This is a genomic window from Paraburkholderia sediminicola, from assembly GCF_046030555.1.
Classification (GTDB): Bacteria; Pseudomonadota; Gammaproteobacteria; order Burkholderiales; family Burkholderiaceae; genus Paraburkholderia; species Paraburkholderia sediminicola_E.
The window spans coordinates 603,316-627,379 of sequence record NZ_JAQQCH010000001.1 but is presented as its reverse complement, the minus strand read 5'-3'; the positions used below and the strand labels follow the sequence as shown (position 1 = coordinate 627,379).

The following is a 24,064-nucleotide window of genomic DNA, read 5'->3' as shown; positions in this document are numbered from 1 at the left end:
ATTGCGGCCGCTGCTTTACATGAACTCGCGCAACCGGTGCTTGAGAATCTTGCCCGTCGACGCAGCCGGTAGCGCGGCGAGCACTTTCACTTCGGCAGGCCGCTTGTATGGCGCGAGACGTTCGCCGCACCACGCGATCAGTTCAGCCGGGGATACTTTCGCGCCCGCGATCAATTCGACGAACGCGACCACTTCCTCGTTACCCTCCACTGCGCGCCCAATCACCGCCGATTGCACGACCTGCGGATGCGCGTTCAATACATGCTCGACTTCGGCCGGATACACGTTGAAGCCCGAGCGGATGATCAACTCCTTGCTGCGCCCGACGATATGCAACGCACCGTCCGCGTCCTGCCGCGCGAGATCGCCGGTCTTGAGCCAGCCGTCTTCGGTCACGACGGCGCGGGTCTGCTCCGGGTTGCGGTAGTAGCCGAGCATCACGTTCGGGCCACGTACCCATAGTTCGCCGATTTCGCCCGGCGCGGCATCGACGCCATCGAGTCCGACGAACCGCACGTCAACACCAGGAATGACCTCGCCAACTGAGCAATCGCTGCGCGCCGCATCGAGCATGGTGTGGGAGACGGTCGGGCTGCTCTCGGTCATGCCGTAGCCGTTGTGCAGCGGGAGGCCGTAGACGCTTTCGACACGCGCCTTGAGCGCGGCGTCGAGCGGCGAGCCGCCCGAATAGGCAAAGCGCAGATGCGGCGCGGACCACGCGTGACCGTGCGTTTGCACATGTTCGAGCAGTTTGGCATGCATGGCCGGAACGCCCTGAAAAATCGACACCCGTTCGTCGGCGAGCGCGCGCCGCACCGCTTCCGGAACGAAGCGCGGCGCGAGGCGCAAGGTCGCGCCGGCGTGCAGGCTGCCGAGACAAACCGATGCAAAGCCGTATACGTGCGAGATCGGCAGAACGGCGTACACGACATCGTCCGGACCGACTTTGCGCAAGCGGCTCGACACGGCCGCGATGAAGAGCAGATTGCGGTGCGACAGCATCACGCCTTTCGGCGCGCCTGTGGTTCCCGTGGTGTAGATCAGCGCGGCGCATTGGCGGTGATTGGCGGCTTCGACCGGTTCGGTTTTTGCGCCGGTGTCGATCGTGTACGACCAGGCGCCGATATCCGGCGTGATGGCAGGCGCCGTGACGGCCAGGTGCCGCTGCGCATGCTGTTGAGCATCCGTGGAGCTTTCGGCCGCATACGCGACCACGCGGGGCTGCGCGTGCACACGGATCGCGTCGAGCTCGGCGGCCGACAGGCGGGCGTTCGACACCAGCGCCCACGCGTCGAGTTTCGCGGTCGCGAACAGCAGTACGATCTGCACGATGCTGTTCTCGGCCACGATCATCACGCGATCGCCGCCACGCACGCCCCATGCGCGCAACAGCGCGGCGGTGGCGTCGACGGCCTCCAGAAGTTGCGCATTGGTGAGGCGGCGTGCGTCCTCGATCAATGCGACGTGCCGTGGGTCGCGCGCGGCGGCGAGCGCCGGAATGTCGGCGATACGTGCGGGCAGGGCAGCCAGCAGCGCGGGAATGTCGATCGTGGAACGGATGGATGAATCGAGGCTCAACGCTGTCTCCTGTGTCGACCAGAGTTCGCGCTTCAGCGCGTTACTCTGGTCCCATGCAACATGGTTGCTGAACGTATTCAATGCTCGGCATACTGTGCGCCGGAAGATTTACGAACGATCGTGCCACAATCGCCGGACCCGCACAATTGGCCATTCGGCAAATAGCCGTTGTGCAAACTCGCCATTACAATGCGCCGATGAGCAAATCCAGACACGTCTCCGAAACGCCCGCGACGCAGTTTCTGCGCCGTCACGGCGTCACTTTCGGCGAACATCCTTACGATTATGTCGAGCATGGCGGCACCGAAGAATCGGCGCGCCAGCTCGGTGTGGACGAACATCATGTCGTGAAGACGTTGGTGATGGAAGACGAGCATGCCAAGCCGCTGATTGTGCTGATGCACGGCGACCGCACCGTCAGCACCAAGAATCTGGCGCGGCAGATCGGCGCGAAACGTGTCGAGCCCTGCAAGCCCGAGGTGGCGAACCGGCATTCGGGCTATCTGATCGGCGGTACGTCGCCGTTCGGTACGCGCAAGCAGATGCCGGTGTACGTCGAGTCGAGCATCCTCGAGATGGACAAGGTCTGGCTGAATGGCGGGCGGCGCGGTTTTCTGGTCAGCATCGAGCCCACGGTATTGACCGGCTTGCTTGCGGCGACGCCGGTTCAGTGCGCGGGCGTCGATTGACGTTTGCCTGAATGTTTTTCGGGCCGGTGGGTTCGGTAGAATGTGCGCCGCCTTGTTGCGTGTTGCGTTCCCTGTTGCGGTTGGGGTATCGAGTTTCAGACCGCCGATCCTTATAAGAGTCCCAGATGCAAAACCTGATCGTTGCTGTCGTTGCCTACCTGATCGGCTCGGTGTCGTTTGCTGTGGTCGTGAGCGCCGCGATGGGGCTGGACGACCCGCGCTCGTATGGTTCGGGCAACCCGGGCGCGACTAACGTGCTGCGCAGCGGCAGCAAGAAGGCCGCGATACTTACCCTGATCGGCGACGCTTTCAAAGGATGGCTGCCGGTGTGGTTCGTGGTGCACTTCGGCGCGCGTTACGGCCTTGACGATACGGCGGTGGCGATTGCGTCCGTCGCTGTGTTTCTCGGCCACCTGTATCCGGTGTTCTTCCGTTTCAAGGGCGGCAAGGGCGTGGCGACCGCAGCGGGAGTGCTGATCGCGATCAACCCGATCCTCGGCATCGCCACCTTGCTGACGTGGCTGATCGTCGCGTTCTTCACGCGCTATTCTTCGCTGGCGGCGTTGGCCGCGGCGGTGTTCGCGCCTATCTTCGACGGCTTCCTTTTCGGGCCGCATATTGTCGCGCTGGCAATTGTCGTGATGAGTTCACTGCTGGTATGGCGCCACCGCGCCAACATTGCGAAGCTGATGCGCGGCCAGGAAAGCCGCATCGGCGACAAGAAGAAAACCGACGCGGCGGCCAGCGCGGCGGGTGGCAACGAGCCTTGAGCGCGGGCGGGGTGCTGGAGGGGTGTTAGCCGGCGTGTACCCGACCGGGTACCAGGTGGCGTGCCCGGGTTCGTTCACGGCGTGCGCGACGCGGCCCGTTGCCGAGCCTGACGCGCGTTCAGTCGCGGAAGTTATTAAAGTCGAGCGGGGTGTCGGTCACGTCCTTGCGCAGCATCGCGATCACGCTTTGCAGATCGTCGCGCTTGCCACCGGTGATGCGTACCGCGTCGCCCTGAATGCTCGCCTGGACCTTGATCTTGCTGTCCTTCACGAGGCGGACGATTTTCTTCGACAGATCGCCGGACACGCCTTTTTTGATCTTGATGATCTGCTTGACCTTGTCGCCGCCGATCTTTTCGATCTTGCCGTAGTCGAGAAAGCGTACGTCCACATTGCGCTTGGCCATTTTCGACAGGAGCACGTCTTTTACCTGGCCAAGCTTGAAATCGTCGTCGGCGTAGGCCGTGATTTCGCTTTCCTTGTGCTCGACGCGCGCGTCCGACCCTTTGAAGTCGAAGCGGGTTGAAATTTCCTTGTTGGACTGCTCGATCGCGTTCTTGACTTCGATCATGTCCGCTTCGCAGACGACGTCAAACGATGGCATTGTTTTCTCCCAATAGTGCTGCGGTGCGTGGCGCGGCCGGTCGGCTGCTCACGGGGCACTCGCTATAATCACGAACCTGGCGTCATTTTACCGACGCAACTCCCTTTTGCCTAAGGCCGTCGCGCATTGTCGCGTGGCCGGAAGCCAGATGTCGTTTCGTTCGTCGCTCCATTCTTCTCATTCTGATGTCCCAATCCGACTCCGCCGCGTTCATTACCGGCTACCCGCTAAAGGCGCATAACACCTTCGGTTTCGATGTTCGCGCGCAGTTTGCGTGCCGGATCGAACACGAAGCGCAACTGATGGCTGCCGTGCGCGATCCGCGTGCCGCCGGCTTGCCGCGGCTCGTGCTGGGCGGCGGCAGCAATGTCGTGCTGACGGGGGATTTCGCCGGACTGGTGCTGCTGGTGGTTCTGCAAGGCCGCCGCGTCGTGCGGGAGGACGACGACGCATGGTACGTCGAGGCGGCAGCCGGCGAACCGTGGCATGACTTTGTCGCATGGACCTTGTCGCAAGGGTTGCCCGGGTTGGAGAACCTCGCGCTGATTCCGGGCACGGTGGGGGCGGCGCCGATTCAGAACATCGGCGCGTATGGGTTGGAAATGTGCGAACGGTTTGCGTCTCTGCGGGCGATTGAGCTGGAAACGGGGGCCGTGGTCGACCTCGATGCCGACGCTTGCCGATTCGGTTACCGCGACAGTTTTTTCAAGCGGGAAGGGCGCGACCGTTTTGTGATTACTTCGGTCACTTTCCGTTTGCCGAAGGTTTGGCAGCCGCGGGCGGGGTATGCGGATCTTGCGCGTGAACTGGCTGCGGGTGGCTACGCCAACGCAGCACTGAGCGCGCAGGCGATTTTCGACGCGGTCGTGGCGGTGCGGCGCGCCAAGCTGCCTGATCCGCTTCAAGTCGGTAACGCGGGGAGTTTCTTCAAGAATCCGGTTGTGGACGCAACGCAGTTCGAGGCGCTGAAGGCCAAGGAACCCGAGCTTGTGTCTTACCTTCAGTCGGACGGCCGCGTGAAGCTTGCTGCGGGCTGGTTGATCGATCGATGTGGCTGGAAAGGTCGCGCAATGGGCGCAGCGGCCGTGCATGAGCGGCAGGCGCTGGTGCTGGTCAATCGCGGTGGGGCGAGCGGCGCTGAGGTGTTGGCGCTCGCGAAAGCCGTTCAGCGGGATGTACTGGAGCGATTTGGGGTGGAGCTGGAAGCGGAGCCGGTTTGCGTGTGATTGCGGCAGGGGCGGGGCGAGTCGCGCTTAGGTTGTTGGCTGTCGCCGTAGCGGTTGGACAGCACAAGAGGGTGACGCGGCGTGGAGCCGGTTCGCCGTCGATCGGATCGGCGCACAGGACGCGGTAATGAAAAAGGCGCCGGGAGTTTCCTCCCGGCGCCTTTTTTGCATCTGCGCTTCAGTGCCGGCTGCGCCTCTCGGCGCCTAGCTTGGCTTCGCTTGCGCGACGTTAGCCTCCGTCGAAACGCAGATCATCAGTCGCGCTGACGACGAGCATTCTCAGCAATCCGCATACGCAGCGCGTTCAGCTTGATGAACCCGCCAGCGTCGGCCTGGTTGTACGCACCGCCGTCGTCGTCGAACGTAGCGATCGTCTTGTCGAACAGCGTTTCCTTCGAATCGCGCGCGACAACCGAGACACTGCCCTTGTACAGCTTCACACGCACCCAGCCGTTGACCTTTTCTTGCGTATGGTCGATCAACACCTGAATTGCGCGGCGCTCCGGGCTCCACCAGTAGCCGTTATAAATCAGCGACGCGTAACGCGCCATCAGGTCGTCTTTCAGGTGGGCCACTTCGCGGTCGAGCGTAATCGACTCGATGCCGCGGTGCGCTTTCAGCATGATCGTGCCGCCTGGCGTTTCATAGCAGCCGCGCGACTTCATGCCGACGTAACGGTTTTCGACCAGATCCAGACGGCCGATGCCGTGCTTGCCACCCAAACGGTTCAACTCGGTCAGCATTTCAGCCGGAGACAGACGCTTGCCGTTGATCGCGACCGGGTCGCCGTGCTCGTACTCGATGTCGAGGTATTCGGCCTGGTCGGGTGCCTGTTCCGGCGACACCGTCCAACGCCACATATCCGCTTCGGCTTCAGCCTTCGGGTCTTCCAGGTGACGGCCTTCGAACGAGATGTGAAGCAGGTTCGCGTCCATCGAATACGGCGCGCCGCCTTGCTTGTGCTTCATTTCGATCGGAATGCCGGCTTTTTCAGCGTACGCGAGCAGCTTTTCGCGCGACAGCAGATCCCATTCACGCCACGGTGCGATCACCTTGATGCCCGGTTCCAGCGCGTAGTAACCGAGTTCGAAGCGAACCTGGTCGTTGCCTTTGCCGGTTGCGCCGTGCGAGACCGCTTCCGCGCCGGTGGCGCGGGCGATTTCGATTTGACGCTTGGCGATCAGCGGACGCGCGATCGACGTGCCCAGCAGATACTCGCCTTCATAGATCGTGTTGGCGCGGAACATCGGGAACACGTAGTCGCGCACGAATTCTTCGCGCAGGTCTTCGATGAAGATGTTGTCCTGCTTGATGCCGAGTTGCAGGGCTTTCTTGCGCGCCGGTTCCAGCTCTTCGCCTTGGCCGATGTCGGCCGTAAACGTGACGACTTCGGCGTCGTAATTGTCCTGCAACCACTTCAGGATGACGGAGGTGTCGAGGCCGCCCGAATAGGCGAGCACGACTTTCTTGATATCGCTCATGGTGAACTCGTAGCTGGAGAAAGCTGGAAAACAAGGCGCGCCGGCGGTTCCGGAGCGCGGAAAACCACTATTTTGACACTAAACCGCCGCGTGCCCGCGTTTTTGGGGCAATGCGATGGGTGAGCCGGGCCGCTTGTTATCGTGGACGCCGGCTCGATGCGTGGCGCTAAACGTGGATGCCTTGCCTCGTATTCAAGGCCCCGTCGCGCTTCACGCAGGTGCTGCCTGCGGCTCGCCTAGTGATTCAGCTTGCCGAGCAGCAGATATTCCATCAAGGCCTTTTGCACGTGGAGGCGATTTTCCGCTTCGTCCCACACGACGCTTTGCGGGCCGTCGATCACTTCCGCGCTGACTTCCTCGCCGCGGTGGGCGGGCAGGCAGTGCATAAACAATGCATCGGAATTGGCGCGCGCCATCATGTCGGTGTCTACGCACCAGTCTGCGAAAGCTTTCTTGCGTGCTTCGTTTTCGGCTTCGAAGCCCATGCTGGTCCACACGTCCGTGGTTACCAGATCGGCGCCTGTGCAGGCTTCGTTCGGATCGTCGAATTCCTGATAGAACGGCGCGCTTTCAGCCGCGACCATGGCGCGGTCGAGCTTGTAGCCCGGCGGCGTGGACAGGCGCAGCTTGAAGCCGAGAATCTGGGCGGCTTCGATCCACGTGTACAGCATGTTGTTCGCGTCACCGACCCACGCGACCGTCTTGTCGCGAATCGGACCGCGATGCTCGAAGTACGTGAAGATGTCCGCTAGCACCTGGCACGGGTGATATTCGTTGGTCAGCCCGTTGATCACCGGCACGCGCGAATTCTCGGCGAAGCGCTGGAGGATGTCCTGGCCGAACGTGCGAATCATGATGATGTCGACCATGCGCGAGATCACTTGCGCTGCGTCTTCAATCGGTTCGCCGCGGCCGAGTTGCGTGTCACGCGTGCTCATGAAGACGGCGTGGCCGCCCAGCTGGAAGATCCCGGCTTCGAACGACAGGCGCGTGCGTGTCGAGTTTTTCTCGAAGATCATGGCCAGCGTACGGTCGTGCAGCGGGTGGTAGGTCTCGTAGTTCTTGAATTTGCGCTTCAGAATGCGCGCGCGTTCCAGTACGTACTCGTAGTCTTCCAGCGAGAAATCCTTGAACTGCAGGTAGTGGCGAATTTTCTTGGCGGTCATGAAACAAATACGGCGGTCTCACCCGGCAGGATTGCCGGACGGCGCCGCCGTCGTTTGTGGTAACTCTATGCAGCATAAAGGATTTCGCCCCGTTTGACGAGTCGGCCAAAAGCTTGGGCAGGCTGTCTGAAAGGCTCGCGCAGCCTTTGCATGGCGTTTGTGTGCGCTGCGGAAAAAGGTCCGCTGCGCTATAATCTAGCGGTTATCCCTAAGCCCAGCAGGCCGGTATTGAGCTTGCGGGACACGGCTCGCGCGGTTCGGAAAGTTTCCTCGCGGTGCGCCGTCATGACGAGCGCCGAGGCGGCTTGTCCGGCCCTCGCGGTTTCTGGCGGCGCAGTTCGCCATTCGCGCGTGCACAACGTGTTCAGGCATCCCAAAACCGATTTGCGGTCAGCTTGCCGTCATCCCGCTGGGCAGTCACACAGGTATTCCTACATGGCCGAAGCAGCTCCAACCGAATATTTCATTCAGGGCATCACGTCGACCGGGAAAAAATTTCGGCCGAGCGATTGGTCGGAGCGGCTCGCAGGTGTGATGGCATGTTTTGGTCCTAGCCCTCGTGGCAGGGGGCCGAACGCCTACCTGCAATACTCGTTGTACGTCCGCCCCACCATGATCGGCGACCTCAAATGCGTGATTCTCGATTCGCGCTTGCGCGACATCGAACCGATGGCCTTCGATTTCGTCCTGAATTTCGCGAAAGATAATGACCTTCTCGTGACGGAGGCGTGCGAGTTGCAACTCGAGCACGCTACGCCACAAGAGAAGAGGCACGTGATCTAGCGCGAGCGAGTCGGGCCGGATCGGCAAAAGAAAAACCCGCCAGTGGCGGGTTTTTTTGCGCCTGAAGCATTGGCTTCAAGGCGGACGGCTCCAATGCGGTGGCTTCGATGTGCAGCCGGCTGACTCTCGAACAGGTATGAGTCAGTATCCGGTTTCGTCGGGACCAAGCAAAAAAGCCCGCCGAAGCGAGCCTTTCTGTTGCAGCGGAAACAGGAGGTAGCCCACCGAAGCGGGCTGACCGAATTTACTGCGCTGCGGGCGCTTGCAGACCCTTGAGGGCTGCAGCGAGACGGCTCTTGTTGCGAGCTGCCTTGTTCTTGTGAACGATTTTCTTGTCGGCGATGATGTCGATGGTCTTCGACGACGCCTGGAAGATTTCAACGGCCTTAGCCTTGTCGCCGGCTTCGATTGCCTTGCGAACAGCCTTGATAGCCGTGCGGAACTTCGAGCGCAGTGCCGAGTTATGCGAGTTTGCCTTGGCGGCCTGGCGGGCGCGCTTGCGTGCTTGTGCGGTGTTAGCCATGACGGTTCCTTATCCTGTTCCTGTTTCCAGTACCTGACCTTCAAGTGGTAGGTGCTGCTTTTAGATCGAACTCCTGGAAGCGATTGCCCAAGAGCGCAAAAAGTGTCGAAATAATCGATCGAACTACGCGAAGGCGGGCTGCGTTCCGGTGTATTTCGAGGTTGGCTGGCGCCTCAATACGGCTTGAGTGCCCGATGAGATTGCGTGCCTGAACCCCGTCCGAAAATTGAGCGAGCTTCGAAACCGGCGATTATAGCAACAAAATCAGACACGTGGCAACGGGGAATCTCCAATCCTGGTGTGCCGGGCTGCCTCGCACGGTCCTGGATTCTGTAAGCCTTGGCCGGATGGGCAGCAGGCGGGCGAAGGGCGGGCGACTGCCGAGCGGGTGGCTAGCTCGGCACGCAACGCGTGCGGCAAGCAACAAAAAACGGCCTGATCCGCGCATCCGAACGAACGTCTGCGGCGCAAATCGGTCCGATTCGCGTTCAGGCTCGTCGTCCGCACCTGCGGCACCCGTATAATAAGCGCCCCATGAATCTATTCCGAGCCCTGCTGACGGTCAGCGGCTTCACGCTGCTGTCGCGCGTGACCGGACTGGCCCGAGAAACGCTGATCGCCCGCGCGTTCGGCGCCAGTCAATACACTGACGCGTTTTACGTCGCCTTCCGCATTCCGAACCTGCTGCGCCGCATTTCCGCCGAGGGTGCGTTCTCGCAGGCCTTCGTGCCGATTCTCGCCGAGTTCAAGAACCAGCAAGGACACGACGCCACCAAGGCGCTCGTCGACGCCACGTCGACCGTGCTTGCCTGGGCGCTCGCGATCCTTTCGCTGATCGGCGTGGTGGGGGCGTCGGGCGTGGTGTTCATCGTCGCGTCGGGGCTTGCGCATGAAGGCCAGGCTTATGCGCTCGCGGTCACGATGACGCGCATCATGTTCCCGTACATCATTTTCATCTCGCTGACGTCACTGGCGTCGGGTGTGCTGAATACGTACAAGAACTTTTCGCTGCCCGCATTCGCACCTGTCCTGCTGAACGTCGCGTTCATCATCGCGGCGGTGTTCGTCGCGCCGCGCCTGCAAACGCCGGTTTATGCGCTCGCGTGGGCGGTAATCGCCGGCGGCGTGCTGCAATTCATCGTGCAATTGCCGGGTTTGAAGAAGATCGACATGCTGCCGCGCATCGGCCTGAATCCGCTGAAGGCGCTCGCGCACCGCGGCGTGAAGCGGGTGCTGTCGAAGATGGTGCCGGCAATGTTCGCCGTATCGGTCGCGCAGATCAGCCTGATCATCAACACCAATATTGCGTCGCGCATCGGTCCGGGCGCTGTCTCCTGGATCAACTACGCCGACCGGCTGATGGAGTTTCCGACCGCGCTACTCGGCGTCGCGCTCGGCACGATTTTGCTGCCGAGCCTGTCGAAGGCGCACGTGGACGCCGATCCGCACGAGTATTCGTCGCTGCTCGACTGGGGGCTGCGCGTCACCTTCCTGCTGGCCGCACCGAGCGCCGTTGCGCTGTTTTTCTTCGCCCAGCCGCTTACCGCGACACTGTTCCACTATGGCAAGTTCGACGGCAACTCAGTGGTGATGGTTGCCCGTGCGCTGTCGGCCTACGGCATCGGCCTGATCGGCCTGATTCTCATCAAGATTCTCGCGCCTGGTTTTTACGCAAAGCAGGACATCAAGACGCCGGTGAAGATCGGTATCGGCGTGCTGATCGTCACGCAGCTGAGCAACTATCTGTTCGTGCCGATTTTCGCGCATGCGGGTCTCACGCTGAGCGTCGGGCTCGGGGCTTGTGTCAACGCACTATTCCTGTTCCTCGGCTTGCGTAAGCGCGGCATCTATATGCCGTCGAACGGTTGGCTCAAATTCTTCGTGCAGCTGCTCGGCGCCTGTCTGGTGCTGGCCGGCACGATGCATTGGCTCGCGATCAGCTTCGACTGGATCGGCATGCATAGTCGGCCGGTTGACCGCATCGTGTTGCTGGGGGCGTGCCTCGTTCTGTTCGCCGCGCTATATTTCGGTATGCTTTGGCTGATGGGCTTCAAGTACGCGTATTTCAAAAGGCGAGTGAAGTGATCACGATGACGCGAGTTCTCGACTATTTCAGTACGCTGGTTGCCGAAGATGACAGCCTGCCGCTGACCGAGGCGGCGCTCTCGCTCGCGCAGGACGCTTATCCCGATCTCGATTTGCAAGGCACGCTGGCCGAGATCGACGAGTTGGTCGTGCGTTTGCAGCGCCGCATGCCGGACGATGCCGACATCAGGCAGAAGGTCGGTATTCTGAACCGGTTCTTCTTCCGCGAGCTGGGTTTCGCCAGCAACCTCAACGATTATTACGATCCCGACAACAGCCATCTGAATGCGGTGCTCAAACGGCGCCGCGGCATTCCGATTTCCCTGGCGGTGCTGTATCTGGAGATGGCCGAGCAGATCGGCATTCCGGCGCGCGGCGTGTCGTTTCCCGGCCACTTCCTGTTGCGCGTCACGACGCCGGATGGCGACGTCATGCTCGATCCGACCAGCGGGCATTCGTTGTCCGAATCGCAGATGGTGGACATGCTGGAGCCATATGTGGCGTCGGCGGGCGAGTCGGTGAGCAGGGCGCTGCGCATGTTGCTGCAACCGGCCACGCGCCGCGAGATCATCGCTCGCATGCTGCGCAATCTGAAGTCCACTTATCTTCAGACGGAACGCTGGCAGCGTCTGCTGGCGGTGCAGCAGCGCCTCGTGATCCTGTTGCCGGAAAGTATCGAAGAAGTGCGCGATCGGGGTTTTGCCTATGCGCGGCTCGATTATCTGCGCCCCGCGCTCGAGGATCTCGAACGATATCTCGGCGACCGGCCGGACGCGGAAGACGCAACGGTGGTGGAATCGCAGTTGCATGAACTGCGTCAACGTACCCAGTACGACGATCGCGACTAGAACCGCTTTGTCTGCCAGCGGACCGGGCTCGTAGCGTAAGCAGCGACGGCAAGGAATTAGCGGCCGCTTCCAGCTACGGATGATGAGCAAAAACTGGTCAAAACAAAACGCCTGCACGTGATTCACGTGCAGGCGTTTTTCGTTGGCCATTGGCGCAGCCGCATAAAGCGGCGCGCCGGATACATCGTTACTTCGGCTGCATCCGGATCGCGCCGTCCAGACGAATCACTTCGCCGTTGAGCATCGGATTGTCGAAGATCTGCTTGGCCAGCATCGCATACTCCGCCGGTTTGCCGAGGCGCGGCGGGAACGGCACCATCGCGCCCAGCGCATCCTGCACTTCCTGCGGCATGCCCAGCAGCATCGGCGTTTCGAAGATGCCTGGTGCGATCGTCATCACGCGGATCGCGTTGCGCGACAGGTCGCGTGCGATCGGCAGCGTCATGCCGACTACGCCGCTCTTGGACGCAGCATAAGCGGCCTGGCCGATCTGGCCGTCGTACGCCGCCACCGACGCCGTGTTGATAATCACGCCACGTTCGCCATTCGCATTCGGTTCGTTCTTCGACATCGCCGCGGCGGCGAGCCGGATCATGTTGAAGGTGCCGATCAGATTGATGGAGATGGTGCGCGCAAACGACTCGAGCGGATGCGGCCCGTCTTTGCCGACCGTCTTGATGGCAGGCGCCACGCCCGCACAATTGACGAGGCCGCGCAGCGTGCCGAGCTTCGTGGCGGCTTCGACCGCCTGCGTGGCGTCGTCTTCGCGGCTCACGTCGCACTTGACGAACACGCCGCCGAGTTCCTTCGCGAGCGCTTCACCAGCATCCACATTCAGGTCGGCCAGCACCACTTTGCCGCCGTTCTCGACGAAAAGGCGTGCTGTGGCCGCGCCGAGGCCCGATGCACCGCCGGTGATCAGGAATACGTTGTCACGAATCTCCATGTCTTCTCCTTTGCTTCAGTTCAGTAATGTCTCGATCGAATATCTTTTCGATGATTGATTGTAACGGCTATGCTGCAATGCGGAAAGCGAAGTGGGGTGGCGACTGCCGAAGGCCCTTGCCGCAGACGTACAGCGCCCCAAACTGCTACGGATGGCTAATTAATGCCGGGCATGGCTGAAAACGGGATCGTGAGAGCGTGCACGCCACGCGCGGCACAATAAAAAAACCCGCCAGCAAGGGCGGGTTTTTCGAACGACAACCGGTGACGCGAGATTACTTCAACGCATCGAACGCGCGGTTGCGAATTTCGTCGACCGAGCCGAGGCCCGAAATGCGGCGATATTGCGGTGCCGTCAGCGAGGTTGCCGGGTCGCCGTTTTGCGCCCAGTTGTTGTAGTACTCGATCAGCGGCTTGGTTTGCGCAACGTACACGTCGAGACGTTTCTTGACCGTTTCTTCCTTGTCGTCGTCGCGCTGGATCAGCGATTCGCCCGTCACGTCGTCAATACCTTCAACCTTCGGCGGGTTGAACTTGACGTGGTACGTACGGCCCGACGCGGCGTGCGAGCGGCGGCCGCTCATACGCACGATGATTTCGTCGAACGGCACGTCGATTTCCAGCACGTAATCGATCGCGACGCCCGCCTGCTTCATGGCTTCGGCTTGCGGAATGGTGCGGGGAAAACCGTCGAACAGATAACCGTTCGCGCAATCCGGCTGCTGCAGACGTTCCTTCACCAGGTTGATGATCAGCTCGTCTGTGACCAGTTCACCGGCATCCATGAAGCGCTTGGCTTCAAGGCCGAGCGGCGTGCCTGCCTTAACGGCTGCGCGCAGCATGTCACCCGTGGAAATTTGCGGAATGCCGAACTTTTCCTTGATGAAGTTTGCCTGAGTGCCCTTACCCGCGCCGGGCGCACCCAAAAGGATCAACCGCATGTGATATCTCCAGATCTATGTGAATTCTTTGGTGGCGCTGCAGCCATCCCACGATTCGTCGGGGGACCCGCGTCGGCTGCCGTTTCGAGCCTCGCGCTGCACGTCGACAACGACGGCGCTGCAAGCCGACAACGGCGCGACCGGGCAATCCCTGACTCTCGCGCTTAGCGGGAGGCGCGCACAACCGTCCGATTATGCCATGGGTTTTTACGCTCAAGCCCCGAATAAAGCCTGCACGCGCGCGAGATCGGCGGGCGTGTCGACACCGGGCAGCGGCGCATTCTGCGTGACGAGCACCGCGATTCGTTCGCCGTGCCACATCGCGCGCAATTGTTCGAGCGCTTCGACCTGCTCGATCGGGGAGATCGCGAGACCCGGATACGTGCGCAGGAATCCGGCGCGATAGGCGTACAGGCCGATATGCCGATGGACGACTGCGGGGGCCGGCGGCGTGGTCATCGACGCCACGTTGGGCCAATGCGGCTGATACGCGTCGCGTGCCCACGGAATCGGCGCGCGCGAGAAGTACAGTGCGACGCCGCGCGCGTCGAACACGACCTTGACGACGTTCGGATTGAAAATTTCCGCGGGGTCGGTGATCGGATGCGCGGCGGTGGCGATCGCGCATCCGTGGCTCGAAGCCAGGTGCGACGCCACGCCGCACACGAGCGCCGGGTCGATCAGCGGCTCGTCGCCCTGCACGTTCACCACGATCGTCTCGTCGCTCCAGCCGAATTGCGCCGCCACTTCCGCGAGACGGTCGGTGCCCGACGGATGGTCGGCGCGCGTCAGCACGGCTTCGAAACCATGTTCACGAGCCACGTCCAGCACCGCTTGCGCGTCCGAGGCGATCAGTACCTGTTGCGCGCCCGATTCGCGCGCGCGTTCGGCGACCCGCACCACCATCGGCTTGCCGCCAATGTCGGCGAGCGGCTTGTTGGGCAGACGCGTCGAAGCGAGCCGGGCGGGCACGACGGCGATGAACGGAGGAGTGGTGGTATTGACGTTGGTCATCGGAAGGACGAGCGGCGATGCAACCGGAAGGAAGCGCTCGCAAGTGCACCGCGGGCGCTGACGGGGAAGACGGCAAATGCGGATCAGACACGCGGGGGCGCGCAGAAGGCACCGCCCCCCGCGCTGGGCAAATCAGACTCAGGCGACGGAGCCCGGATTCAGATCGACCGGCGTGCCTTCCACGGTCTGCCGTGCTTCGTCGACCAGCATCACGGGAATGCCGTCGCGGATCGGATACGCAAGCTTGTCCGCATTGCAGATCAGTTCCTGCGCGGAACGGTCGTAGCTGAGCGGGCCCTTGCAGATCGGGCAGACGAGAATTTCAAGCAGGCGAGCGTCCACGGACTTTCTCCACAACTAAGGCAATGAGGCGATGATCGAGCGCGGCTTCGACAGGGACAACCCAGATGCGCGCGTCGCGCCAGGACCCTAATTTTACCGCATCCTTTTCCGTTATCAGGATGGCGTCCGCGTCGACGTCCGTAAAAGGATTGCGCTCGAACGCGTAGTGATCCGGCAAGGCTCGGGTGGCGGGCGTGAGACCGGCCGCGCGCAGTGTCGCGAAGAAACGCTCCGGCGCGCCAATGCCGGCTGCGGCCAGCACGCGATCACCGCTGAATTGGGCGAGCGGCCGGCGCAGACCAGGGTTGTCGAGATGCCAGGCGTCGGCGGGCGCGAGCTGCAGCGCGAACGTGTTCGGCCACGCGGGCAGGCTGCGGGAATACGGATCGTTGATCAGCGTCGCGTCGCGGTGGCGCGAGAGCGGCTCGCGCAGCGGACCGGCCGGCAGCAGAAAACCGTTACCGCCGAGCCGGTGATCGAAGACCACCAGTTCGGCGTCGCGGGCGAGACGGTAGTGCTGCAAGCCGTCGTCGCTGACGATCACGTCGACCTCGCGATGCGCGGCGCACAGCGCCTGCGCGGCCGCGACGCGATCCGGGCAGACCCACACCGGTGCGCCGGTGCGGCGCGCGATCAGCAGCGGCTCGTCGCCGCCGACGCTCGCCGCCGACGTCGCGAGGACCGGCGTCGGCCCCTTGACGCGCGCGCCATAGCCGCGCGACACCACGCCAGGCTTAAAGCCGGCGGCGCGCAAGGCTTCGACCAGCGCGATGACGGTCGGCGTTTTGCCGGTGCCGCCGACTGTCACGTTGCCGACCACCACCACCGGCACGCCAATGCGTACGGACTTCAGCCAGCCGAACGAAAAAGCGGCGCGGCGCGCGGCGGCAATCGCGCCGAACACGCACGCGAAGGGCGTCAGCGCCCACGCAAACAGGCCGCGCTGCTGCCATTCGCGCGCGAGGCGCGCTTCGAAACGGTTGTTTAGTTCGCTCATCGGCAAGTCGCAAGGATGGGCGAAAGGGGCCGGGACGGCGGCATGGAAGCGCCAGGTGCAATACGCGGGGCAAACGTCAACGCGGTTCTCCGGGCAATCGAAAAGTGGGGCGAACAGGTAAGGCGGCGGCTGTGTCCGATGCGTTCGCGCAGTGTGCCGTCAGTGTGCCGTAATGGCGAGCGCTGCGGGGCGTTCGCCATGCCGTCGAACCCGCCACTCTAGCGCGCGGGCGTCCTGCCCGGCAAGTCGCGCACCCCGCACGACGCGGCGCGGCAGCGCTTCCAACGGGGTCCCCAGCCTGTGGATAACTTTGTGGAGAACCTGCCCATCGAAGGGCTGAAAGGGCCGCGCCGAGCCATCCGTATCGGCAATCGTTCTCTTTAATGAGATGCAAAATCCATATAAATCAATGACATGCCTCCAATTCACTGGCTCGGCAGGCGATGCTGACGGCATTCGTCTAACGGCTCCCGACATGTGGACACTTTTAACAATTCATCCGCGCCGCTGGACGCCGATGGCCACTCGGTCTATCGTCTGTCCGGCCAGTCACCGATATTCCTCGCATGAATCCCGAAAGCCCTTTCTCCTCGTCGGCTACGCCCGGCGGTGAAGTTGTCGTCCCTGTTTCCGCGCTCAACCGTGCGATTGGCACGATGCTCGAACGCTCATTTCCGCTCGTCTGGGTGGCTGGGGAAGTCTCGAACTTCACGCGTGCCGCGAGCGGCCATTGGTATTTCTCGATCAAGGACGCCCAGGCGCAGATGCGCTGCGTGATGTTCCGTGGTCGCGCGCAGTACGCCGAGTTCACGCCGCGCGAAGGCGATCGCATCGAAGTGCGCGCGCTGGTGACGATGTACGAGCCGCGCGGCGAGCTGCAACTGAATGTGGAAGCGGTGCGCCGCACGGGGCAGGGGCGTCTTTACGAAGCCTTTCTCAGGCTGAAGGCGCAACTCGAAGCCGAAGGGCTCTTTGCCGCCGAACGCAAGCGTGCTTTGCCGGCTCACCCGCGTGCGATCGGCATCGTGACATCGCTGCAGGCCGCTGCATTACGTGATGTCCTGACCACCTTGTCGCGTCGCGCGCCGCATATCCCCGTGATCGTCTATCCGGCACCCGTGCAGGGCGTGGGCGTCAGCGCGAAGCTGGCCGCGATGGTCGACGCGGCCAACGCGCGGCGCGAGGTCGACGTACTGATCGTCTGCCGCGGCGGCGGCTCGATCGAGGACCTGTGGGCGTTCAACGAAGAAGTGCTGGCGCGTGCGATTGCCGAAAGCGCCATACCGGTGGTGAGCGGCGTGGGCCACGAAACCGATTTCACGATCGCCGACTTCGCCGCCGATGTGCGTGCACCGACGCCCACCGCGGCCGCCGAACTTGTCAGCCCACAGCGCGTGCTGTTGCTGCGCGAGCTTGATCATCGGCATGCGACGCTCGCACGCGGCTTTGGCCGCATGATGGAGCGGCGCGCCCAACAACTCGACTGGCTTGCGCGCCGGCTGGTGTCGCCGGCCGAGCGCCTCGCGCGGCAGCGCACGCATTTGCAGCAATTGAGCGTGCGGCTGGCATCGGCGGGCGCACGTCCTGTGCGTGACGCCCGAGCGCGGTTTTCTCTGCTGGAGATGCGCTGGCAGCGCTGGCGCCCTGATCTCGCCGCGCATCAGACGAAGCTCGGCAATCTCTCGCAGCGTCTGGACGCCGCATTGTTGCGCCAGCATGAACGTCAGTCCGCGCGTATCGACACGTTGGCCGCCCGGCTCGAGGTGCTGAGTCCGCAGCGCACGCTGGAGCGTGGTTATGCGGCGGTGCTCGATGCACAGAGCGGCCGCGCCGTGCGCGCGCCGTCGTCGCTGAAACCGGGGCGGCGCCTTACGGTGCATCTGGCGGAAGGGGCCGCGGACATTGCCCTCGCCGACGTGCAACCGCGCCTGACCGACGGTTTCTGACACTTCGCCGACAGCACGCAAAGGCGTATTTTTGACCTCCGCATGGGGCGGGCACAGCGCATGCGGATGCACTAAATACGCTATGTGTGCGGCATGTTCGCCGATGCCGGACATAAAGTCCGTTGGTTTGCGGGGTTATTCCAACTCGCCTACAATCGAGTGCTCAAAAGCGTTATCCGCAGACTCCCCCACAACAGATACAGACACAAGGAAAGCACCATGGAACATACGCTCCCGCCGCTGCCGTTCGCGAAAAACGCACTTGCGCCGAACATGTCGGAAGAGACGCTTGAGTATCACTACGGCAAGCACCATCAGACCTATGTGACCAACCTGAACAATCTGATCAAGGGCACGGAGTTTGAGAATCTGTCGCTCGAAGAGATCGTCAAGAAGGCATCGGGCGGTGTTTTCAATAACGCTGCTCAAGTGTGGAACCACACGTTCTTCTGGAACAGCCTGTCGCCGCAGGGTGGCGGTGCACCGACCGGCGCACTGGCTGACGCGATCAACGCAAAGTGGGGCTCGTTCGACAAGTTCAAGGAAGAATTCGCCAAGACCGCAATCGGCACGTTCGGCTCGGGTTGGGCATGGCTGGTGAAGAAGGCCGACGGTTCGCTCGACCTGGTGTCGACGAGCAACGCTGCTACGCCGCTGACCACGGACGCGAAGGCACTGCTGACGATCGACGTGTGGGAACACGCGTACTACATCGACTACCGCAATGCGCGTCCGAAGTTTGTTGAAGCGTACTGGAACATCGCCAACTGGGAATTCGCGTCGAAGAACTTCGCGTGAGATTGCTGTTCCGTGACAATGAAGTCTGGAAACGGCCGAAAAGTTTTTAGCGTGGGCAGCATGCCACGCAATAGACTTTGAAACCGTAGCCGATAGAAAGCCCTCGAATGTGAGGGCTTTTTTGTGCCTGCGTTTCGTTTCAAAGTAGCGGTTTCTCGCGGACGTAGCCGGGGTTGACGAAATCAGCCTCTTGCAATGGAGAAGACCATCATGCATGAAAGTACGTTGCTAATTTTTGCCGCTGTGGCTTTCGTCGGTATCGTAACGCCTGGACCGACGGTTCTACTGGCGTTGACCAATGGCTCCCGCTATGGTCTTCGCCGTGCCGCTTATGGGTTCGCTGGCGCGGTCGCATCTGACTTCGTATTGATTTTCGCCGTAGCGCTGGGTCTAGGTGCACTGCTGGCAGCGTCGGCGTTCTGGTTTGCCGTCGTCAAATGGGTGGGCGTGGCCTACCTCGCGTACATTGGCATCAAGTTGCTGATGTCAAAAGGCTCGTTGAATGTTGCGAGCGTGCATGGCGAAGTCGGCCGCGACAGCAACTCGGCAATTTTCCTCAAGAGTTTCCTCACCGCGGTCACGAACCCGAAAGGATACCTGTTCTTCTCGGCATTTCTGCCCCAATTTATCGCGCCGTCCGCACCCCTTGTGCCGCAGTACGTGGCACTTGCCATCACGTTTGCGATGCTGGATTGCACGATCATGTTCGGTTATTCGTTGCTCGGTGCACGGGCAATTCGCCTGCTGAAGAAGTCAGGGGCGCTATGGCTCGAACGGTCTTGCGGCGCTGTGCTGGTTGCGCTCGCGGGGTCCCTCGCCCTATACCGCCGTCACATTGCTTAGCGTGACTAACGCATATCGCTGCACGCAATCTGCATCAACAGGTCATCACTTTCTGTGCGATCGGTTCGCATCGCATGAATCATCGGCTACGCAAATACATCAAATCTGAATTCACGATTTCTATTATCGATCGGATATCCCTAGACTTGGCAAACGTTAATAAGACGTGCTGCCATGTCGATTGAATCACTCGTGCGCCCGTATTCTCGCGACCTTGGCAGTTCGAACAACAACAAGGAATACAGGCATGACGAACCAGAATGCGCGCCGTAGTGCGTTAAAGACATTTGGCCTGGCCGCCGGTACGGCGCTTCTGAGCGCCACCGGGCAAGCGCGAGCGATAGCATCCGACTCGGCATCATTGTTACCCGCAGGGGCCGGCGATCTGTCCGAATTGACTCAACGATTGGCCGCGGCGCCAAGGCGGCGTGACTTCAAAACGATTCCCATGATTCTCGAGCGTCCTGACCAATGGGATCACGAGGCGCTGTCTGCTGTCATTGGGTATCGAGGCAGGCCGAAGCAGGTTTGGGACAACACCGAGCTTGGCGGACCGTGGCTGAACCTGATGCGCAATGCGTTGAATGCGCAGATCTGGTCGTTCAAACATCCGGATTTCCTCGTGGTATCGGCAACCCACGGGGCGGCCCATTTGTCCTTGTTCGATCAGGCCGCGTGGGACAAGTATGGTCTTGCGAAAATGAGCGGCAACAAGTTTGCGACTAACACGCTGCTCGACAGTCAACCGGCCGAGACAGTGGGTCACGACGATCATGAAGTTGCCGAAGGCGCTTTTTCGTCGCACGACAACAGCATTCCGGCGTTGCTGAAAAGAGGTGTCGTCTTCCTGTCGTGTCATAACGCCATCTGGGAACTGGCGGAGAAACTGAACGCCGCCAATGCGAATCCGGACAAGTTGCCGCTGGATGCGCTAGCAGCCGATCTGACGAACCATGTCATCCAGAGTGCGATCATCACGCCCGGCGTGGTGGCCACGCTGGTCGAACTTCAACAGGCCGGCTTTCACTACGCCAGTTAAGGATCAGCATGGCACTCACTCGCGCTCACAACCCCTTGCATGGGTCCCGACGGCTCTTGCGGTTAACACTAGCGGTTTCACTGTGCTCGCTGTCTTGCGCTACGGGAATCGCGTGTGCATCGCCCGCATCGACGGAGGCCGGCGTCTTTCCGCCGTGGCAGCATGGAGAAAATAACGACGCGCCCGATCGGGGACTCGAATTCACCGTTCCGCAGGTCGACGTGCTGGCTGATTTTCACGGCAACCTGTCAACGCCCAAGCTTGTGCTGTTCGTGGGAGGGAACTATTTCTTCGCGATGGCGCCGCTTGTTGCGCAGTTCGAGAAAGACAACCCGGAATATCGCGGGCGGATTTTTTGGGAAACGATTCCACCAGGTTTGCTGGTCAAGCAGATGAAGGCCGGCGGCACGATCACGGTCGGCAATATGACCTGGACGGTCAAACCTGATGCTTATTTCGCCGGTTTGGCCAAGGTCAAAGCGCTCATCGCGGACGGCACGCTAACGGGCCCGGCCGTGCCCTACGTGACGAATCAATTGACGATCATGGTTCGTCGCGACAATCCCCAGCACGTCACGTCGCTCAAAGACCTGGCGAGACCCGACTTGCGGCTCGCGATGCCCAATCCGGAATTTGAAGGGGTGACACGACAGATCAAGGCATCGCTGGTGAAAGCGGGGGGCGACGCGCTCGCCAAGACCGTCTACGAGGATAAGGTGCAGGCCGGGTCGACGGAGCTGACCCAGATACATCACCGGCAAACCGCGCTTTTTTTGATGCAGAATCGCGCCGATGCCGGCGTGGTCTGGAAATCCGAAGCCTTGTTCCAGGAGCAGATCGGGCATCCTCTTGCTCACGTCGACATTCCCGCGGATGAAAACACGACCGCGATCTATGCCGGCGCGCGAGTCAACGGCGCACAGCATCCGCAAGCGGCTCGCAAGTGGCTCGCCTTCATTCAGTCGTCCGCCGCATTTCAGATCTTTCAGCGATACGGCTTTGGCAAGTACGAACCGGCTTCGACTTCGACTTCGACTTCGACTTCGACCATTCAGTGAAGCGCCGTTGCGATTCAACGAGAACAGTTGAACGCTAGCCGGATAGCCATGCCAGGCGAGTCGCAACTCGCGATAATTCTGAAGGAGACGATGTGGACTATTCGGTCAAGATAGGGAGGCGCAGATACCTGACCATGTGTCTGGCCATAGCGAGCACGTTGCTGGCGATGTCCAGTGCACATGCAGATGATCTGACCGCTGGACAAACCATCGCGATGCAGGGCACGGCGAAGGGTGTCGCCGCGTGCATCAGCTGTCATGGCGCGAAGGGCGAAGGCAACGCTGCGGCGAGTTTTCCGCGTCTTGCCGGCGTTAGCGCACCCTATCTGTCGGCCCAATTGGTGGCGTTCGCGGACGGGACGCGCCAGAGCCCGATCATGCAACCGTTGGCGAAACTGTTGTCTGCGAGCGAGCGCAATGACGTCGCGCAGTACTTCGCCGGGCTGCAGCCGCCTCCGGGCGTAACCGCGAATGACAACGAGTCAGTCAAGCCATCGGACGTCGGCGCATGGATCGCCAACCGCGGACGCTGGAACGAGGGTCTGCCTGCCTGTGTGCAATGCCATGGGCCGGGCGGAATGGGTGTGGGCGCGACGTTTCCACCATTGGCCGGTCAGCCGGCGTCTTATATCGCGAGCCAACTGCATAGCTGGAAGAGCGGCATTCGGCCGCCTGGACCTATGGCGTTGATGCCGGCCGTCGCAAGCAAGCTTTCCGACACGGAGATCACGGCCGTTGCCGCCTATTACGGCGGTGGCGGAGCGCCGGCTGAAATGAAGTCTGAAGTGACGTCTGAAGGGACCTCTGCGAACGGGAGCAAGCAATGATCGATCGAACCTGGTTGTGTCGCGGCGTGCTCGTCAGCGTGTTGAGTGTGGTTGCCGGTTCGTGCCTGGCTGCTAACGGCGACGTGCCGGTATTGCCCGCTTCTTCTGCACAAGCCCCTGTGTCGTCGCCGGTAAAGCCGTTCGCGCCACCGGCAGAGTCGAGCATGCCGACGGACGGTTTCGGCAAAACGGTCAAACTGGGCGAGCAAATCTTTACGCATACCAAAACGTTCGCGGGGAAGTACGTTGGTAACACGCTGAACTGCGCCAGCTGCCATCTCGATGCGGGCCGCAAGGCGAATTCGAGTCCGTTGTGGGGCGCGTATCCCTTGTATCCGGCCTATCGGAGCAAGAACGGACATGTGAACTCGTTCGCCGAGCGCCTCCAGGGATGCTTCCAGTACAGCATGAACGGCAAGGCGCCGCCGCTTGGCGATCCGGTGCTCGTGGCATTGGAAACGTACGCGTACTGGCTCGCGAAAGGCGCGCCTATTGGCGAAAAACTGCCGGGGCAAGGCTATCCCAAACTTCCGGCGCCCGCGCGAAAGGCGGACTATGCGAGAGGGAGCGCCGTCTACGCACAGCACTGTGCTTTATGTCATGGCGCCGATGGGCAAGGACAGTCGAGTGGAGGACAATCCGTCTTCCCGCCGCTATGGGGTGCTCATTCGTTCAATTGGGGTGCCGGAATGGGCGACATTCAGAATGCAGCCGGCTTCATCAAGGCGAATATGCCCTTGGGACTGTCAGGAACGCTGACGGACCAGCAAGCGTGGGACGTCGCGACGTTTATGGACAGCCATGAACGTCCGCAAGACCCTCGCTTTCTGGGTTCAGTCGAAGCTACGCGAGCGAAGTTCCATGACTCGCCGCACTCCATGTACGGTCAAACCGTTAATGGACAGGTCTTGGGCGCGTCTGGATCCCGATGATGTAACGCGTTGCCGCGAGCACTACCTCTGTACGCGGGCCGCGTGAATAACTCGTCCCGCAGCAAAGCAAAGCGGCAATTGAGGAGACTACGACGTCATGCTAGCGAAAGCTGAAAGAGGGAGTGCGCTCCGCTCCCGTCAGAAGGAGCGGAGCGGCGTCGCATTAGCGCGTCAAATCTTTCGCCGATCACACCTATTATTACTTACGGGTTACTGAGTATTTCTTGCAACAGGAAAGCTTCGTCGGTATTCCGTATTACAGGTGCGGTCTTGCCGAAAGCTATCAGGTTGGACATCGAAAGACTCACCAGCATCGCCCCCATCATCTGCGCGCAGCGCGCACCCTACTGGCTATGCGCGTGGCGCCTGTCACGCTCGTTTACAGCCCCGCATCCTGCGAAGCCTCCACGATATTCGCTGCCCGACCAGAAGCGGTGTAACCGCATCGCTACAAGTTTCACCCGGTGAGAACTGGTAAACATCGGTAAGGACTAGCTCGCTATCGTTCAACAGCGTCCGTTCCCCTTCGCGCAATCGTCGGCACACCTTGCGAATGACATCGCATTGACGTGACGCGGACAGCGGTCCGCGTGGAAGCGACATCGATGAAATAGCCAGGCCACCGGCGG

23 protein-coding genes are annotated in these 24,064 nt (G+C 61.4%); 13 read left to right on the top strand and 10 right to left on the bottom strand.

The window, feature by feature from the left end; translation table 11 throughout:
• Nucleotides 1-15: 15 nt before the first annotated feature.
• Complete coding sequence (locus PQQ52_RS02915) at nucleotides 16-1,578, bottom strand: class I adenylate-forming enzyme family protein (protein ID WP_408206634.1); 1,563 nt, start codon at nucleotides 1,576-1,578, stop codon at nucleotides 16-18.
• Between the two features lie 197 nt (nucleotides 1,579-1,775).
• Between PQQ52_RS02915 and ybaK the strand changes: the two genes are divergently transcribed.
• Both ybaK and plsY read left to right on the top strand, forming a co-directional pair.
• Nucleotides 1,776-2,267: a Cys-tRNA(Pro) deacylase gene (ybaK, locus tag PQQ52_RS02910; RefSeq protein WP_408206632.1), complete on the top strand. Its 492-nt coding sequence runs from the start codon at nucleotides 1,776-1,778 to the stop codon at nucleotides 2,265-2,267.
• A gap of 125 nt (nucleotides 2,268-2,392) precedes the next feature.
• Nucleotides 2,393-3,037: a glycerol-3-phosphate 1-O-acyltransferase PlsY gene (gene plsY, locus PQQ52_RS02905; protein ID WP_408206630.1), complete on the top strand. Its 645-nt coding sequence runs from the start codon at nucleotides 2,393-2,395 to the stop codon at nucleotides 3,035-3,037.
• Nucleotides 3,038-3,155: 118 nt separating this feature from the next.
• On the opposite strand, the gene PQQ52_RS02900 is transcribed toward plsY, so the two are convergent.
• Nucleotides 3,156-3,641, bottom strand: a complete 486-nt coding sequence (locus PQQ52_RS02900; protein WP_054034313.1) for a YajQ family cyclic di-GMP-binding protein — start codon at nucleotides 3,639-3,641, stop codon at nucleotides 3,156-3,158.
• A 185-nt stretch (nucleotides 3,642-3,826) separates the two neighbouring features.
• On the opposite strand from PQQ52_RS02900, the gene murB reads away from it, so the two are divergent.
• On the top strand, nucleotides 3,827-4,867 hold the full coding sequence (gene murB / locus PQQ52_RS02895) for a UDP-N-acetylmuramate dehydrogenase (RefSeq protein WP_408206628.1): 1,041 nt from the start codon (nucleotides 3,827-3,829) through the stop codon (nucleotides 4,865-4,867).
• A gap of 254 nt (nucleotides 4,868-5,121) precedes the next feature.
• Here the strand turns inward: murB and PQQ52_RS02890 are convergent, their stop codons facing one another.
• Entirely contained in the window at nucleotides 5,122-6,348 is a 1,227-nt protein-coding gene (locus PQQ52_RS02890) for an argininosuccinate synthase (RefSeq protein WP_408206626.1), read from the bottom strand.
• A gap of 236 nt (nucleotides 6,349-6,584) precedes the next feature.
• Nucleotides 6,585-7,514 carry an ornithine carbamoyltransferase gene (gene argF / locus PQQ52_RS02885; RefSeq protein WP_325045554.1) on the bottom strand — a complete coding sequence of 310 codons (930 nt, stop codon included), beginning with the start codon at nucleotides 7,512-7,514 and terminating at the stop codon, nucleotides 6,585-6,587.
• A 435-nt stretch (nucleotides 7,515-7,949) separates the two neighbouring features.
• On the opposite strand from argF, the gene PQQ52_RS02880 reads away from it, so the two are divergent.
• Nucleotides 7,950-8,297, top strand: a complete 348-nt coding sequence (locus PQQ52_RS02880) for a DUF3579 domain-containing protein (protein WP_054034308.1) — start codon at nucleotides 7,950-7,952, stop codon at nucleotides 8,295-8,297.
• Nucleotides 8,298-8,541: 244 nt separating this feature from the next.
• Here PQQ52_RS02880 and rpsT read toward each other — a convergent pair whose 3' ends face one another.
• Nucleotides 8,542-8,820: a 30S ribosomal protein S20 gene (rpsT, locus tag PQQ52_RS02875; protein WP_074282377.1), complete on the bottom strand. Its 279-nt coding sequence runs from the start codon at nucleotides 8,818-8,820 to the stop codon at nucleotides 8,542-8,544.
• A 534-nt stretch (nucleotides 8,821-9,354) separates the two neighbouring features.
• On the opposite strand from rpsT, the gene murJ reads away from it, so the two are divergent.
• Both murJ and PQQ52_RS02865 read left to right on the top strand, forming a co-directional pair.
• Nucleotides 9,355-10,905, top strand: coding sequence for a murein biosynthesis integral membrane protein MurJ (gene murJ / locus PQQ52_RS02870; protein WP_408206623.1), 1,551 nt, complete (start codon nucleotides 9,355-9,357; stop codon nucleotides 10,903-10,905).
• 5 nt (nucleotides 10,906-10,910) lie between these two features.
• A complete protein-coding gene (locus PQQ52_RS02865) occupies nucleotides 10,911-11,753 on the top strand; it encodes a SirB1 family protein (RefSeq protein ID WP_179734003.1) in 843 nt (280 codons plus the stop codon).
• Between the two features lie 187 nt (nucleotides 11,754-11,940).
• On the opposite strand, the gene PQQ52_RS02860 is transcribed toward PQQ52_RS02865, so the two are convergent.
• The 5 genes from PQQ52_RS02860 to lpxK form a co-directional block, all read right to left on the bottom strand.
• Nucleotides 11,941-12,699, bottom strand: a complete 759-nt coding sequence (locus PQQ52_RS02860) for a 3-hydroxyacyl-CoA dehydrogenase (protein WP_408206621.1) — start codon at nucleotides 12,697-12,699, stop codon at nucleotides 11,941-11,943.
• 274 nt (nucleotides 12,700-12,973) lie between these two features.
• Nucleotides 12,974-13,639: an adenylate kinase gene (gene adk, locus PQQ52_RS02855; protein ID WP_408206619.1), complete on the bottom strand. Its 666-nt coding sequence runs from the start codon at nucleotides 13,637-13,639 to the stop codon at nucleotides 12,974-12,976.
• Between the two features lie 213 nt (nucleotides 13,640-13,852).
• Nucleotides 13,853-14,653 (bottom strand): 3-deoxy-manno-octulosonate cytidylyltransferase, encoded by an 801-nt coding sequence (gene kdsB, locus PQQ52_RS02850; RefSeq protein ID WP_408206618.1) that lies wholly within the window; start codon nucleotides 14,651-14,653, stop codon nucleotides 13,853-13,855.
• 138 nt (nucleotides 14,654-14,791) lie between these two features.
• Nucleotides 14,792-14,995, bottom strand: a complete 204-nt coding sequence (locus tag PQQ52_RS02845) for a Trm112 family protein (RefSeq protein WP_006050060.1) — start codon at nucleotides 14,993-14,995, stop codon at nucleotides 14,792-14,794.
• The gene (lpxK, locus tag PQQ52_RS02840; protein ID WP_408206616.1) at nucleotides 14,976-15,992 is read right to left on the bottom strand and encodes a tetraacyldisaccharide 4'-kinase; all 1,017 of its coding nucleotides are present in this window, start codon (nucleotides 15,990-15,992) and stop codon (nucleotides 14,976-14,978) included. Before lpxK ends, PQQ52_RS02845 begins: the two co-directional genes overlap by 20 nt.
• 566 nt (nucleotides 15,993-16,558) lie before the next feature.
• On the opposite strand from lpxK, the gene xseA reads away from it, so the two are divergent.
• From xseA to PQQ52_RS02805, 7 genes are all read left to right on the top strand, one after another.
• Entirely contained in the window at nucleotides 16,559-17,938 is a 1,380-nt protein-coding gene (gene xseA / locus PQQ52_RS02835; protein WP_408206614.1) for an exodeoxyribonuclease VII large subunit, read from the top strand.
• Between the two features lie 219 nt (nucleotides 17,939-18,157).
• The gene (gene sodB / locus PQQ52_RS02830; RefSeq protein WP_408206612.1) at nucleotides 18,158-18,736 is read left to right on the top strand and encodes a superoxide dismutase [Fe]; all 579 of its coding nucleotides are present in this window, start codon (nucleotides 18,158-18,160) and stop codon (nucleotides 18,734-18,736) included.
• Between the two features lie 210 nt (nucleotides 18,737-18,946).
• Complete coding sequence (locus PQQ52_RS02825; RefSeq protein WP_408206610.1) at nucleotides 18,947-19,579, top strand: LysE family translocator; 633 nt, start codon at nucleotides 18,947-18,949, stop codon at nucleotides 19,577-19,579.
• A 247-nt stretch (nucleotides 19,580-19,826) separates the two neighbouring features.
• Entirely contained in the window at nucleotides 19,827-20,618 is a 792-nt protein-coding gene (gene tetH / locus PQQ52_RS02820; RefSeq protein ID WP_408206608.1) for a thiosulfate dehydrogenase, read from the top strand.
• 8 nt (nucleotides 20,619-20,626) lie between these two features.
• The gene (locus tag PQQ52_RS02815) at nucleotides 20,627-21,676 is read left to right on the top strand and encodes a substrate-binding domain-containing protein (protein ID WP_408206606.1); all 1,050 of its coding nucleotides are present in this window, start codon (nucleotides 20,627-20,629) and stop codon (nucleotides 21,674-21,676) included.
• 134 nt (nucleotides 21,677-21,810) lie between these two features.
• Nucleotides 21,811-22,503 carry a c-type cytochrome gene (locus tag PQQ52_RS02810; protein WP_408206604.1) on the top strand — a complete coding sequence of 231 codons (693 nt, stop codon included), beginning with the start codon at nucleotides 21,811-21,813 and terminating at the stop codon, nucleotides 22,501-22,503.
• Nucleotides 22,500-23,435, top strand: coding sequence for a c-type cytochrome (locus tag PQQ52_RS02805; protein WP_408206602.1), 936 nt, complete (start codon nucleotides 22,500-22,502; stop codon nucleotides 23,433-23,435). The genes PQQ52_RS02810 and PQQ52_RS02805 overlap by 4 nt, the downstream gene beginning before the upstream one ends.
• The last annotated feature ends 629 nt before the right edge of the window (nucleotides 23,436-24,064 follow it).

Coding starts and splice junctions, on each gene's coding strand:
- PQQ52_RS02825 (WP_408206610.1), top strand. CDS start 18,947: ATGCATGAAAGTACGTTGCTAATTTTTGCCGCTGTGGCTTTCGTCGGT.
- rpsT (WP_074282377.1), bottom strand. CDS start 8,820: ATGGCTAACACCGCACAAGCACGCAAGCGCGCCCGCCAGGCCGCCAAG.
- adk (WP_408206619.1), bottom strand. CDS start 13,639: ATGCGGTTGATCCTTTTGGGTGCGCCCGGCGCGGGTAAGGGCACTCAG.
- tetH (WP_408206608.1), top strand. CDS start 19,827: ATGACGAACCAGAATGCGCGCCGTAGTGCGTTAAAGACATTTGGCCTG.
- plsY (WP_408206630.1), top strand. CDS start 2,393: ATGCAAAACCTGATCGTTGCTGTCGTTGCCTACCTGATCGGCTCGGTG.
- PQQ52_RS02860 (WP_408206621.1), bottom strand. CDS start 12,699: ATGGAGATTCGTGACAACGTATTCCTGATCACCGGCGGTGCATCGGGC.
- kdsB (WP_408206618.1), bottom strand. CDS start 14,653: ATGACCAACGTCAATACCACCACTCCTCCGTTCATCGCCGTCGTGCCC.
- murJ (WP_408206623.1), top strand. CDS start 9,355: ATGAATCTATTCCGAGCCCTGCTGACGGTCAGCGGCTTCACGCTGCTG.
- ybaK (WP_408206632.1), top strand. CDS start 1,776: ATGAGCAAATCCAGACACGTCTCCGAAACGCCCGCGACGCAGTTTCTG.
- PQQ52_RS02810 (WP_408206604.1), top strand. CDS start 21,811: ATGTGTCTGGCCATAGCGAGCACGTTGCTGGCGATGTCCAGTGCACAT.
- murB (WP_408206628.1), top strand. CDS start 3,827: ATGTCCCAATCCGACTCCGCCGCGTTCATTACCGGCTACCCGCTAAAG.
- xseA (WP_408206614.1), top strand. CDS start 16,559: ATGAATCCCGAAAGCCCTTTCTCCTCGTCGGCTACGCCCGGCGGTGAA.
- PQQ52_RS02880 (WP_054034308.1), top strand. CDS start 7,950: ATGGCCGAAGCAGCTCCAACCGAATATTTCATTCAGGGCATCACGTCG.
- PQQ52_RS02890 (WP_408206626.1), bottom strand. CDS start 6,348: ATGAGCGATATCAAGAAAGTCGTGCTCGCCTATTCGGGCGGCCTCGAC.
- argF (WP_325045554.1), bottom strand. CDS start 7,514: ATGACCGCCAAGAAAATTCGCCACTACCTGCAGTTCAAGGATTTCTCG.
- PQQ52_RS02865 (WP_179734003.1), top strand. CDS start 10,911: ATGACGCGAGTTCTCGACTATTTCAGTACGCTGGTTGCCGAAGATGAC.
- lpxK (WP_408206616.1), bottom strand. CDS start 15,992: ATGAGCGAACTAAACAACCGTTTCGAAGCGCGCCTCGCGCGCGAATGG.
- PQQ52_RS02815 (WP_408206606.1), top strand. CDS start 20,627: ATGGCACTCACTCGCGCTCACAACCCCTTGCATGGGTCCCGACGGCTC.
- sodB (WP_408206612.1), top strand. CDS start 18,158: ATGGAACATACGCTCCCGCCGCTGCCGTTCGCGAAAAACGCACTTGCG.
- PQQ52_RS02900 (WP_054034313.1), bottom strand. CDS start 3,641: ATGCCATCGTTTGACGTCGTCTGCGAAGCGGACATGATCGAAGTCAAG.
- PQQ52_RS02805 (WP_408206602.1), top strand. CDS start 22,500: ATGATCGATCGAACCTGGTTGTGTCGCGGCGTGCTCGTCAGCGTGTTG.